This window comes from Pseudomonas sp. (assembly GCF_049653025.1).
GTDB lineage: Bacteria > Pseudomonadota > Gammaproteobacteria > Pseudomonadales > Pseudomonadaceae > Aquipseudomonas.
The window spans coordinates 133,587-146,276 of sequence record NZ_JBASFM010000008.1 but is presented as its reverse complement, the minus strand read 5'-3'; the positions used below and the strand labels follow the sequence as shown (position 1 = coordinate 146,276).

General features: G+C 63.5%; 11 protein-coding genes. 6 read left to right on the top strand and 5 right to left on the bottom strand.

What is annotated here, in order from left to right:
• Positions 1 to 9: 9 nt before the first annotated feature.
• Entirely contained in the window at positions 10 to 1,485 is a 1,476-nt protein-coding gene (locus tag WBK23_RS08485; RefSeq protein ID WP_424483544.1) for an NAD(P)H-hydrate dehydratase, read from the bottom strand.
• A 54-nt stretch (positions 1,486 to 1,539) separates the two neighbouring features.
• Here WBK23_RS08485 and queG point away from each other — a divergent pair, with 54 nt between their 5' ends.
• Positions 1,540 to 2,601, top strand: a complete 1,062-nt coding sequence (queG, locus tag WBK23_RS08480) for a tRNA epoxyqueuosine(34) reductase QueG (RefSeq protein ID WP_424483543.1) — start codon at positions 1,540 to 1,542, stop codon at positions 2,599 to 2,601.
• 55 nt (positions 2,602 to 2,656) lie between these two features.
• Here the strand turns inward: queG and orn are convergent, their stop codons facing one another.
• Together orn and WBK23_RS08470 are read right to left on the bottom strand one after the other, a co-directional pair.
• Complete coding sequence (orn, locus tag WBK23_RS08475; protein ID WP_424483542.1) at positions 2,657 to 3,199, bottom strand: oligoribonuclease; 543 nt, start codon at positions 3,197 to 3,199, stop codon at positions 2,657 to 2,659.
• A 95-nt stretch (positions 3,200 to 3,294) separates the two neighbouring features.
• A complete protein-coding gene (locus WBK23_RS08470) occupies positions 3,295 to 4,071 on the bottom strand; it encodes a class I SAM-dependent methyltransferase (RefSeq protein ID WP_424483541.1) in 777 nt (258 codons plus the stop codon).
• Between the two features lie 112 nt (positions 4,072 to 4,183).
• Between WBK23_RS08470 and rsgA the strand changes: the two genes are divergently transcribed.
• Positions 4,184 to 5,215, top strand: a complete 1,032-nt coding sequence (rsgA, locus tag WBK23_RS08465) for a small ribosomal subunit biogenesis GTPase RsgA (protein WP_424483540.1) — start codon at positions 4,184 to 4,186, stop codon at positions 5,213 to 5,215.
• A gap of 120 nt (positions 5,216 to 5,335) precedes the next feature.
• Here the strand turns inward: rsgA and motB are convergent, their stop codons facing one another.
• Together motB and motA are read right to left on the bottom strand one after the other, a co-directional pair.
• Positions 5,336 to 6,373 carry a flagellar motor protein MotB gene (motB, locus tag WBK23_RS08460; protein WP_424483539.1) on the bottom strand — a complete coding sequence of 346 codons (1,038 nt, stop codon included), beginning with the start codon at positions 6,371 to 6,373 and terminating at the stop codon, positions 5,336 to 5,338.
• An 8-nt stretch (positions 6,374 to 6,381) separates the two neighbouring features.
• Positions 6,382 to 7,233, bottom strand: coding sequence for a flagellar motor stator protein MotA (gene motA, locus WBK23_RS08455; protein ID WP_424483538.1), 852 nt, complete (start codon positions 7,231 to 7,233; stop codon positions 6,382 to 6,384).
• Between the two features lie 119 nt (positions 7,234 to 7,352).
• On the opposite strand from motA, the gene WBK23_RS08450 reads away from it, so the two are divergent.
• From WBK23_RS08450 to WBK23_RS08435, 4 genes are all read left to right on the top strand, one after another.
• Positions 7,353 to 8,867: an HDOD domain-containing protein gene (locus tag WBK23_RS08450; RefSeq protein ID WP_424483537.1), complete on the top strand. Its 1,515-nt coding sequence runs from the start codon at positions 7,353 to 7,355 to the stop codon at positions 8,865 to 8,867.
• Positions 8,868 to 8,912: 45 nt separating this feature from the next.
• A complete protein-coding gene (locus WBK23_RS08445; protein WP_424483536.1) occupies positions 8,913 to 9,728 on the top strand; it encodes a rhodanese-like domain-containing protein in 816 nt (271 codons plus the stop codon).
• 38 nt (positions 9,729 to 9,766) lie between these two features.
• A complete protein-coding gene (gene asd / locus WBK23_RS08440; protein ID WP_424483535.1) occupies positions 9,767 to 10,627 on the top strand; it encodes an archaetidylserine decarboxylase in 861 nt (286 codons plus the stop codon).
• 255 nt (positions 10,628 to 10,882) lie between these two features.
• Positions 10,883 to 12,688: a molecular chaperone gene (locus WBK23_RS08435; RefSeq protein ID WP_424483534.1), complete on the top strand. Its 1,806-nt coding sequence runs from the start codon at positions 10,883 to 10,885 to the stop codon at positions 12,686 to 12,688.
• Positions 12,689 to 12,690: the final 2 nt, after the last annotated feature.

Genomic DNA, 12,690 nt, shown 5'->3' with positions numbered 1-12,690 from the left:
GGACTGCTCCTACAATAATTCACGAATAACTGCACACAAATCGCTGGCCGCCATACCCGAGCCCTGCTGCGCCAGGCGTTCACCCGCACAGGCGTGCTGATATACCGCCAGTTGGGCTGCCGCCAGCGGAGCCAAGCCCTGGGCCAGCAACGCGCCAATCAGGCCAGCCAACACATCCCCCAGCCCCGCACCCGCCATCGCCGGATGGCCACGCTCGCACAACCACAACCGTCCATCGGGATCGGCAATCAAGCTGCCTGCCCCCTTGAGCACACACACGGCCTGATAGCGTTGCGCCAGCCCGCGCGCAGCGGCGGGGCGATCCGCCTGCACTGCGGCGCTGCTGATACCGAGCAAGCGCGCCGCCTCACCCGGATGCGGCGTCAGCACCGCACCGGGCGGCAACTCAACCAGGCCTTGCGCCAGCAGATTCAAGGCATCGGCATCCCACACCTGCGCCGCCTGGCTGATCGCTGCTGCCGACAACAGGCTCCGCCCCCAGGCCGCCTGACCCAGGCCGGGGCCGACCACCCAGACACTGGCATTCGCGCCTAACGCCAGCAACTGATTGGCCGACGCCACCCCGGCCGCCATTACTTCCGGCACACGGGCCTGGGCAGCCGCCAGGTGTTCACTGCGAGTGGCCAGACTCACCAACCCGGCACCCGCACGCAGCGCGCTTTGCGCCGCGAGCAGGCCGGCGCCGGCAAAGCCGCGATCACCGCCCACCACCAGCACATGCCCCAGCTGCCCTTTATGCGTCGCCGCCGTACGCGCCGGCACCCGCGGCAGATTAACTGCTGTCAGGCGTTGCGCAGTGTAGGGCTGCGCAGCCAGCAGCTGGGCATCAGCCTGCAGATCATCGAACAGCAATTCACCGACCCACTCAGCGGCGGCCGCACTGCATAAGCCAAGCTTCAAACCGATCAGACTGACCGTCAGCTGCGCACGTACCGCCACGCCCAGCACCTGGCCGGTATCAGCGCACAGCCCAGACGGCAGATCCACCGCCAGCACCGGCAGGCCACTGGCATTGAGCAAGTGGATGGCCTGGGCATAAGGCTCGCGCACCGGCCCCTGCAAGCCGGTACCGAGCAAGGCATCGACAACCACGCCCTGCAGCTCGGCGCACTCGCTCCACGGCAGCATAGGCACTCCGGAGGCCAGCGCCTGGTCGCGGGCCAATGCCGCATCGCCCTGCAACTGCGCCGCATCACCCACCGCCAACAGCTGCACCCGCCAGCCCGCACGCAGCGCCAGCGCGGCAACCAGGTAGCCGTCGCCGGCGTTATTGCCGCGCCCGGCGAGCACCGTCAGCACCCCGATATCCGGCCAGCGCTGCTGGAGCGCGCGCCAGATGGCAGTAGCTGCACGACTCATCAGCTCGAACCCTGGGGTTCCCGCGGCGATCAGGCGAGCGTCCAGCTCACGCACTTGCGCGGCGCTATACAGCCTCAAGGGAAGATTGTCTGGCGAATGCGGCATGCGTTGGCTCCGATGTCTGGCAGAATTATACCCACCTCAGCCCGGTTTCCCCCTATGTCCAGCGCGCCTCTCGATCTCGCCGCCCTCGCCCAGTCGATCAAAGACTGGGGCCGCGAGCTGGGTTTTCAGCAGGTCGGCATCGCCGGGCTGGAGCTGGGCGAGCATGAGCAGCACCTGCAGCGCTGGCTGGACGCCGGCTACCAGGGCGAAATGGACTATATGGCCGCCCACGGCAGCAAGCGCTCGCACCCGGATGAACTGGTGCCTGGCACCCTGCGCGTGGTGTCGCTGCGCATGGACTACCTGCCCGGCGACACGCAGATGGCGCAGCGCCTCGGCCAGCCGGAGAAAGCCTATGTGTCGCGCTACGCCTTGGGCCGCGACTACCACAAGCTGATCCGCAAACGCCTGCAGCAGTTGGCCGAGCGCATTCAGCAAGAGATCGGCCCCTTCGGCTTTCGCGCCTTTGTCGACAGCGCGCCAGTGCTGGAAAAAGCCATCGCCGAACAGGCCGGCCTCGGCTGGATCGGCAAGAACACCCTGGTGCTCAACCGCAAGGCCGGCAGCTACTTCTTCCTCGGCGAGCTGTTCGTCGACCTGGCGCTACCGGTGGATGAGCCGCACGCCAGCGAGCACTGCGGGCGCTGCACGGCGTGCATGGACATCTGCCCAACCGCCGCATTCGTCGGCCCCTACCTGCTGGATGCGCGGCGCTGTATCTCCTACCTGACCATCGAGCTGAAGGGCCCGATTCCCGAGGAGCTGCGCGCGCCCATCGGCAACCGGGTGTTCGGCTGCGATGACTGCCAGATGGTCTGCCCGTGGAACCGCTTCGCCAAACCCACCGAGCAAAGCGACTTTCAACCGCGCCACAGTTTGGATAATGCCGAACTGGCCGAGCTGTTCTGCTGGAGCGAGGAAGAGTTTCTCAGCCGCACCGAAGGCTCGCCGCTGCGCCGCGCCGGTTACGAGCGCTGGCTGCGCAACCTGGCGGTCGGTTTGGGCAATGCACCGTCGAGCATCCCCGTGTTGGAGGCGCTCAAGGCGCGCCGCGATTATCCGTCTGAGCTAGTGCGCGAGCACGTCGAATGGGCGCTGGCACGCCACGGCCTGTAGCCAAATACGGTTAAGTCCGCATAAAAAAGCCCGCATTCGCGGGCTTTTTCGCCCATCACACCTTTAAAAGATGCTGGCGATAATGCTTCAGCTCGGCAATCGACTCACGGATATCGTCCAGCGCCTGGTGGGTGCCCTGCTTCTGGAATGACTCCTTGACCTGCGGTGCCCACATGCCCGCCAGGATCTTCAGGGTCGACACATCCAAATAGCGGTAGTGGAAATAGGCTTCCAGGTTCTGCATGTACTTGTAGAGAAAGCGCCGGTCCTGGCCGATGCTGTTGCCGCAGATCGGCGACTTGCCTTTCGGCACCCACTGCTCAAGGAAGGCGATGGTCATGGCTTCAGCCTCAGCCGGACCAATCTTGCTCTCACGCACGCGCTGGGTCAGGCCGCTGGCGCCGTGGGTGCGGGTATTCCACTCATCCATGCCAGCCAGCAGCGCATCGCTCTGGTGCACGGCGATCACCGGCCCTTCGGCAAGGATGTTCAGCTCGCTGTCGGTGACGATGGTGGCCATTTCGATGATGACATCCGTTTCGGGCTCCAGACCGGTCATTTCCAGGTCGATCCAGATCAAATTCTGTGGGTTCTGCATGCTGTGCTCCTCGTCTAATGCCGCCAGTTTAACAGGCCGCCGAAAAACTACTGCACCGGCCATGCAACGTTGAACTCGACCTGCTGGCGAATAAATCAGCCCGGCATGCGCCACAACAACAGCCGCGACTTGCGCCAATCGTGCAGTTCGATCTGCTCATCGGCCGGCACCCCCGGCACCTCGAAGGTGTTACTAAGCAACCAGCTGCCAGCCGGCATCTGTCCGCGCGCCTTGGCCCACAGCTCGGCCATGGGCGCGGGTGAGAGGAAGCAATACACCACGTCGAATGCCGCCAGGTCGCAGCGCCAGAGATTTTCATAGCGAATCTGGCAATTGCGCACCGGCAGCGCCCGCAGCCAGGCCAAGGCAAACGACAAGGGCGCAGTTTCCACACCGACAAACTGCGCCTGAGGAAACTGCCGCGCCAGGTTCAGCAGGGTGCCGGCAGGGCCGCAGCCGAGGTCGACAAACCGGAACTCTGCCGGCTGCTGCTCCAATAACCCGCGCAGCTCACGCCGCGCCGGCGCAGCGGTGAGATACAGCGGCACACGCTCGCTGACGCTGTTCCAGTTGAGCAACAACAGCAATACAAACCCAGCCAGAAATACCCAGGACGGCAACGCCGAGCCGCTAGCCAGCAGCAACGCCGGAGCAAACAGCAGGTTCAAAGCGCACCACCAGCGCGACAAACCCAGCCCGCGTGCCAGGCCGGCAGCCAGTACGCCCTGAGCCAGGCCGGCAGCCAGCACGCTTGGCCGCCAGGTCGAGAAGTGCGCCGCCAGATAGACCAGCACGGCGATCAGCAGCGTCGCCAGCAACTGCGCAAGTAACGCCAGCAGCGCCGGGTATTGCCTGGCTAACCGCACACTCATGCTTCCCTCCAGACGCCCGGCTATTGATGCTGCGCAGTTTAGCCGCAGCCTGCAGGCAATAGGCTGCTAAACTCGCGGGCGATTTCATTGCAACTCCACACTCGGAACCTTCATGGCCAAACGCCAACTCAACCGCCGGCAAAACTGGCGCATCGAAAAAATTCAGGGCGAGCGCGCCGCACGCGCCGCCAAGCGCGAGTCACAAGCCGTGCAAACCCTCGAAGGCGGCGACCTCGGCCCGGAGCAGACCGGCCTGGTGATCGCCCACTTCGGCGTGCAGATCGAAGTTGAAGCACTGGATGGCGAACTGGCCGGCCAGGTATTCCGTTGTCACCTGCGCGCCAACCTGCCGACCATGGTCACCGGTGACCAAGTGGTATGGCGGGCCGGCAACCAGGGCATCGGCGTTATCGTCGCCCAGCTGCCGCGCAGCACCGAACTGTGCCGCCCGGATACCCGTGGCCAGTTGAAGCCGGTGGCGGCCAACGTCGACCTGATCGTGATCGTATTCGCCCCACTGCCCGAGCCGCATGCCAACCTGATCGACCGCTACCTGGTCGCCGCCGAGCACGCCGGCATCCGCCCGCTGCTGCTGCTGAACAAGACCGACCTGCTGGATGAGCAAAACGCCGTGGCACTCAACCGCATGCTCGGCGTTTATCGCGACTTGGGTTATCCACTGCTGGAAGTGTCGGCCCACGGCGGCGACGGCATGGAGCAGCTGCAACGACAACTCGACGGCCATGTCAGCGTGTTCGTCGGCCAGTCCGGGGTGGGCAAATCATCGCTGGTCAACAGCCTATTGCCAGAAGTCGATACCCGCGTCGGCCCGCTGTCGGAACTGACCGGCAAAGGCACTCACACCACCACCACCGCGCGGCTGTTCCACTTCCCGGGCGGCGGCGAACTGATCGACTCCCCGGGGATTCGCGAATTCGGCCTGGTGCATGTCAGTCGTGATGACGTCGAAGCGGGCTTTATCGAGTTTCACGACCTGATCGGCCAATGCCGCTTCCGCGACTGCAAACACGACCGCGAGCCCGGCTGCGCCCTGCTCAAGGCCCTGGAAGACGGCCGCTTGCACCCGCAACGCATGGCCAGTTACCGGCATATCCTGGCCAGCCTGCCCGCAGCCGAATACTGAAAAAATCGCTGGGAGCGATTTTTAACGTCGCGCAGCGACGGCCCGCAGGGTGGCAGCCAGGGATGGCTGGCCATAAACAAAAAGACCGCGATCATCGCGGTCTTTTTGTCTGTGCGGGGCCTACTCGGCAGGCTCGTCGAACTTCAGCGTGCCGTCCTCGAAGATATTCAGCTTCTCGCGCAATTCGGCGGGCTGCGCCGGTTGATCGGCCGCCGCTGGCAGCGCATCAACGGGCGGCACCTCGCCCGGGACAGCCGGCACAGCAGCGCCCTCCTCGGGAGCCGCCTCAGTTTCGCCAGCGCCCTGCGAGCCCTCGATGGCGCGCTGGGCCTTCTTGGTCAGCACGATGATATCGATACGGCGGTTGACCGGATTGAGCGGGTCTTCACGATCAAATAGCGCCGACGAGGCATAGCCAACCACCCGCGCCACCTGCCCTTCGTCATAGCCACCGGCGATCAACACCCGCCGCGCGGCATTGGCGCGATCGGCCGACAGCTCCCAGTTGCCGTAACCGCCAGTGCCGGCAAACGGCTGGGCATCGGTGTGGCCACTGACGCTGATCTTGTTCGGCACGGCGGCGATGGTATCGGTCATGGCCAGCAGAATGTCCTCGAAATACGGCTGCAAGCGCGCGCTACCGGAGGCAAACATCGGCCGGTTCTCGGCATCCATGATCTGGATACGCAGGCCATCCTGGGTAATCTCGAAGAGGATCTGGTCCTTGAAGTTCTTCAGCTGGGGATTTTCTTCGACCTTGTTCTGCAACTCCTGCAGCAGCAACTCCAGGCGCTCGCGCTCAATTTCCTCGGCAATCGACTCGGCCTGCTGCTTGTCGACATCAGCCTGCGCATCCTCGGCCGGGCTTTGCTCTTCCTGCGGCTCGTCGTTAAGGGTGCGGTCGGGTGCCGGCGTAGGCGTGCCACCCAGGTCGATCACATAGGGGCTGGCACTTTCGGAGAAGCCGACCGGGTCCTGGAAGTAACCGGAGATCAACTTCTTCTGTTCCGGCGTGGCCGAAGACATCAGCCACATCACCATAAAGAACGCCATCATCGCCGTGGCAAAGTCGGCAAAGGCGATTTTCCAGGCACCACCGTGGTGGCCACCGGCAATCTTCTTGACCCGCTTGACGATAATCGGCTGGTTATTTTCCATGGCTCGCGTCAGCCCCCACGCATGGCCTGTTCAAGCTCGGTAAAGCTTGGGCGATGCGCCGGGTAGAGCACCTTGCGCGAGAACTCCACGGCCAGCGACGGCGGCATACCCGAGGCTGAGGCCACCAGACCCGCCTTGATCGCCTCGTAGACATTCAGCTCTTCCTTGGCATCATGCTCCAGCGCGCCGGCCAGCGGGCCGAAGAAGCCATAGGAGGCGAGGATACCGAGGAAGGTCCCCACCAATGCGGTACCGACCTTCTCGCCAATCTCGGCGTTATCCGCCGAGGCGAGAATCGACATGGTGATCACAATCCCCAGCACCGCCGCCACGATCCCCATGGCCGGCATGCCATCGGCAACCTTGGCCACGGCATGGGAGGGGTGTTCGAGCTCTTCTTTGAGGCTGGTGATTTCCATGTCGAACAGTCCTTCCAGCTCATGCGGAGCCATGTTGCCGGAGGACATAATGCGCAGGTAGTCGCAGATAAACGCGGTCATCCGCGCATCCTTGAGGATGCCCGGATACTTGCTGAAAATCGGGCTGGCGGCGGGGTCTTCGACGTCCGCCTCGATAGCCATCATGCCTTCACGACGACTCTTGTTGAGAATCTCGTAAAGCAGCTTGAGCACATCCAGGTAGTAGTGGTGAGTGAAGCGCGAGCTGAACATGCTCAGCGATTTCTTGAACACCTGCATAAACATGCTGCCGGGGTTGGCCTGCAGGAAAGCCCCCAATGCGGCCCCGCCAATGATCATCACTTCGAAGGGATGGACCAGCGCCATAAACTTACCGCCAGAGAGGATAAACCCCCCTAAAACGCTGGCGAGTACAACAATAATGCCAATGATCTTTGCCATAGAAAGAGACTTGCCAGAGAGGGTAGAAAGGGGCTTTGCAAAACAACCCTTCTATTTATCGGAAGTTTTGCGCGAGACTATAGCCAGTTAAGGTCAAAAGCCAGCTTGTCTCAACCCGCATGCCAAAGCCCGCCCACTACCCGCGCACCCTGACCGACTGGCTCAAACAGCTAGACAGTCAGCTATTGCCTGCCTCCAGCGGCAGCCTGCAACGGGTTCGCCGTGCCCTGGCTGACAGTAATCGCTCGATGCGCGATCTGGCCGAGCTGATGCAGGACTGCCCAGCCCTGGCGTTGAGTGTGCTGCGCGAAGCCAATCGCAAAAGCACTGGACTGAATGAACAGACCGAGAGCCTGGAAGCGGCCATCAGTCGTCTTGGCCTGAAACGCACCGAAGAGTTGCTAGAACGCCTGCCGGCATTGCCCGAGTTGGAGCTGCCCAAGGCCCTCAGACAGATCCTGCTGATCAGCCAACATGCCAGCCAACAAGCCAATGGGCTGTTTGCCGGGCGACTGGCGCGGCTCTGGCAGGAAGTGCACTGGGGCAGCCTGCTGTTTCTCGCCCCCATCTGGACCCTGCTCGCCGCCCATCCCGAACTGTTTGAAGTGTGGGAACAGCGTGTGCTGGTCAAGGGCGAGCCAGCAGCCAAGGTCGAACAGGAGTTGCTGGGCGTGCCGCTGCTGCAACTGTGTTTGAAGTTGAGCGAGCAGTGGCACCTGCCTGAGTGGATCACCCAAGGTTATCGCCTACTGGTCAGCGACCGGCGCCTGCTGGTGAAAGCCCTGCATATCGCCCGCGACAACCAGCACCCACTGCACCAACAGCAATACCTAGACGCCGACAGCCACCTGCGCCGCTGGCTGACCCAGCCGGCCAATAGCATCCTGTTGGCCAACGGCATCGCGCTCTCCGCCCACTATGCGTGGAATAGCCAACACAGCCTGCGCTGGCAGCGCCTGACCGGCCTGTTTATGCAATTGCCGCTGGATGATGTGCAGCAGTTGATCCACCAGCAGGCCGCCAGCAGCGCTCGCCAGCACCCGGCCGCCGATCTCTGGCACCCGGCGCAGGCATTGCTGTGGCCATGGGCCGCGCGTCACCTGCGCGCCACCGTGGAACAGCCCAAGACACCCGTGGTCAGTGCCTGGCGTCAGCAGTGCGCGCAACTGCTGGCGCAACCCAGCGTCTTTACCAACGTTCTGCAGCTCACCGCCTGCGCCAACCAGGCCCTGCAAGCCTGCGGCATGCAGCGCGTGCTGATCCTGCTGGCCGACCGCAACCATACTCGCCTGATCGCGCAACAACAGAGCGGCCTGGACAAGGCCGCGGCCAGCCTCAGCCTCGACCCGCAACAGAGCCAGGTGCTACGCCGCCTGCTCAGCGCCCCTGCACAGCTGCGCCTGAGCCCGGCCAATATTGCGCAGTTCTCCGCCATGCTACCCGGCACCCTGAAGAGCCTGTTCCCCAGCGAACACCTGCTGATTCGCTCGATCGCCAGCAATAGCCGCGTGGTCATGCTGACCTTCGCCGATCAGGGCGGCCAGCCCCTGAGCGATGCCAGCGTGCAGGGCTTTGGCAAAACCGTGCAATGCATTGAGCGCGCCCTGAGCAGCTTTGCCAACCGCGGGCGCTAGGCTTTCCGCTACAATCCGTCCCTTTCCTGTCAAAAGAGGCCCGACATGACCGCCTTCGCAGAGTTGCCACTGCTGATCGAGCCCGCCCAACTGGCCAGCCGCCTGGATACGCCCGAGCTGATCCTGGTCGACCTGACCAGCAGCGCACGCTACGCCGCAGGCCACATCCCGGGCGCGCACTTTGTCGACCCCAAGCGCACCCAACTCGGACAGCCTCCGGCTCCTGGCTTGCTGCCAGAACTGACGCAGCTTGAGCAGTTGTTCGGCGAGCTGGGGCATAACCCGGATGCGGTCTATGTGGTGTATGACGATGAAGGCGGCGGCTGGGCCGGGCGCTTTATCTGGCTGCTGGATGTGATCGGCCATCGTAACTATCACTACCTGGATGGCGGCCTGCCGGCCTGGCAGGCGGAAAGCCGTGAACTGAGCACCCTAGTGCCGCCAGCCGGCACTCGCACCGCCAGCCTGAGCATCGACCCCGCGCCCACGGCCACCCGCGAGTACCTGCAGAGCCGTCTCGGCGCGGCCGATTTGGCCATCTGGGACGCCCGCGCCCCCGGCGAATACAGCGGCGAGAAAGCCCTGGCGCAAAAGGCCGGGCACATCCCCGGCGCGGTCAACTTCGAATGGACCGCCGGTATGGACCCGTCCCGCGCCCTGCGCATTCGTCAGGACATCCAGGCCCAGCTCGACAGCCGCGGCATCACGGCAGACAAAGAAATCATCACCCATTGCCAGACCCACCACCGCTCCGGCTTTACCTACCTGGTCGCCAAGATCCTCGGCTACCCACGGGTCAAGGCCTACGCAGGCTCCTGGGGCGAATGGGGCAACCACCCGGATACGCCGGTCGAACGCTGAGCGCTCGACAGACCGACCACCATTTTTAAGGAAACCCAATGAAAGACCGCCTGTTTATCCTCAGCCAGTACCTGCTGCCGCATCACCTGCTGTCGCGCCTGATCGGCTGCGCCGCCGAATACCGCGCCGTCTGGTTCAAGAGCCGCCTGATCAACTGGTTCGCCCAGCAGTACCAGGTCAACATGAGCGAAGCCCAGGTCGAAGACCTGAACGCCTACGCCCACTTCAATGACTTCTTCACCCGCGCCCTGAAAGACGGTGCGCGTCCGCTCGACAGCACGCCCGGTGCCGTGCTCTGCCCCGCCGATGGCGCTGTCAGCCAGCTTGGCAAGATCGAGCAAGGCCGCGTCTTCCAGGCCAAAGGCCACAGCTTCAGCGTGATCGAACTGCTGGGCGGCGACAGCCAGCGCGCCAACCCATTTATGGGCGGCGACTTTGCCACTATTTACCTGTCGCCCAAGGACTACCACCGCGTGCACATGCCGCTGACCGGCACCCTGCGCGAGATGGTCTACGTGCCGGGCCGGCTGTTCTCGGTCAACCAGACCACTGCGGAAAATGTGCCGGAACTGTTTGCCCGCAATGAGCGCGTGGTCTGCCTGTTCGACACCGAGCGCGGGCCGATGGCGGTGGTGCTGGTCGGCGCAATGATCGTCGCCTCGATCGAAACCGTCTGGGCCGGCCTGGTGACGCCACCCAAGCGCGAGCTGAAAACCTTCAAATATGACGAAGCGTCGCGCGCGCCGATCGTTCTGGAGAAAGGTGCCGAGCTGGGCCGCTTCAAGCTGGGCTCCACTGCCATCGTGCTGTTTGGCCCAGAGCAAGTGCAGTGGGCCGAGCAACTGGCGGCCAACAGCGCCGTGCAAATGGGCGAACGCCTGGGCACCGCCAAGGGCTGATCACCCGATCACCGTGCGGCTCGATAAGTACCAAGCCGCACGCTGCCATGCTGCTCAACGCACCCGCGACTGAACCTCAGCCCACGAGAACGAGTCACAACAAAGACTTCCGCCGATTCGGTCGTCGTCGTGCGGCCGAACTCTAGCGCCTGTACAGCCAAACGTAGGGCTGCGAGGCCCGCCAGATGCTGCTAGAGTCGAAACATAATTCCTAGAATCACCTGCCTTGCCTGCGTGCTGGAGTATCCGATTTAGATGGATAAACAGAATTCTCACTTGCTGCTCCGCGTAACCACACCGGATAAGCAAAGCCTGTCATTCTGCGAAGCCAGTCCACGCGATCTGAAGAAATGGGTCGACGGCCTGCCCAAGGCCAACATTGGTGAAACCGCCCGCCAGCTTTATCAGGCGCTGGTGGAACTCAACCAGCTGCTCACCCCTTCGGAAAACCGCCTGCAACTGCTGGAAATTCTGCGCCCGGAAATCTATTTCGTCTGCAAGCAGCTGGAAAAGCACTTCCTCAATCAGGCCATCGTGCTGGATGAACGTCCGCGCAAGGTCGCCAACCTATGCCAGGCGCTGCAAAACCACCTGGCCGTCGGCTACAAACTGATCGTGGCGCGCCTCGCCGCGCAAGGTAACCCGGCACGCAACCAACTGCTGGCCGTAGCCCTGCAACGCGCCACACACAGCCTCTGCGGCCCACTGATTCGCGCCAGCCAGCTGTATTGCCCGGTTCCCGAAGGGCTGTGGCTGGAGCTGCATCAGCTGTACCAGATCGCCGTCAGCCGCGGCCTGCAGAAGACCATGATCCGCGACGCTCAGGCGCGCCACACGCAAGGCCTGAGCTGCGAGCAAAGCTACCTGGTGGCCCTGCTGCTCGGCTGCGCGCGCTGCAACCAGATGCGCCAGGGCGCGATTGCCCGCCTGGCAGAAGTGCTCGAACCCTGGAGCACAATGGTGACCCTGCAGGCAGGCGATGTGCCCTCCAGCCTGTTCGCCATCGCCCCGCAACTGGATGGCCCGCCGCGCTATATCTCGCTGTTCCAGCAGAACGAACTGCATAACGCCGTGGGCATCGACCCCGCCACGCTGGTGGATGCCATCAAGGAACACCTGCTGCTGCCGGCCGAAAGCCTCAGCCAGTCGCGCCTGAATGTCCCGGAAGGCTTTAGCCAGGACATGCTCCAGCACCTCGCTGCCGCCTGGGGTGATATCGCCGAACGGACCTTCCAGCGCAGCCAGGGCCAGGGAGCACTGACCCTCTGTATCGGCATGAGCGCGCTGCACTTCTACCTGGCCGGCAAACGCCCGTTCAACGAAGTGCTGCAGCTGCCCGCCACCACCAACACTGCAGTGTTCAAAGCCGATACGGGAGCCCCCGATGTTTGGTCGAATGCCTTTGATGCGCAGAAGACCAATCAATGGGACAACGGCATGCCCTTTGAGGAGATCCAGTACAGCAAGCCGCACAAGCCCAACGCGCCAGCCGAACCCAGCGGCCCGGAAAGCTACCCGACGTACGAAGTCGCCATCGTCAATATCAGCCCGGGCGGCTACTGCCTGTCCTGGCATAAAGAGGTGCCCAGCCAGCTGCAAGCCGGCGAGCTGCTCGGCGTGCAAAGCCTGCAGCAACAAGGCTGGAGCATTGCCGTGGTGCGCTGGATCCGCCAGGTACGCGGCGGCGGCACCCAGATGGGCATCGAGCTGATTGCCCCGCACGCACAGGCCTGCGGCCTGCAGCTGGTGCGCAAGGCCGAACAGAACAGCCAGTACCTGCGCGCCCTGCTGCTGCCTGAAATCAGCGCGATCTCGCGCCCGGCCAGCCTGATCACCGCACGCCTGCCGTTTCAGGAAGGCAACAAGGTCAGCATCAACCTCAATGGCAATGAACACCGCGCCGTACTCAGCCGCCGGCAGACCAGCACCGGCAGCTTCAACCAGTTCGAATACCGCGGTGTAGAGCAGCCCACAAGTGAGCACGGGAAGCCCGTCACAGCGCAGAAAAGCCGCGGCCCAGGCGGGGAGGAAGACTTTGACTCGCTCTGGAAGTCGCTGTAGAT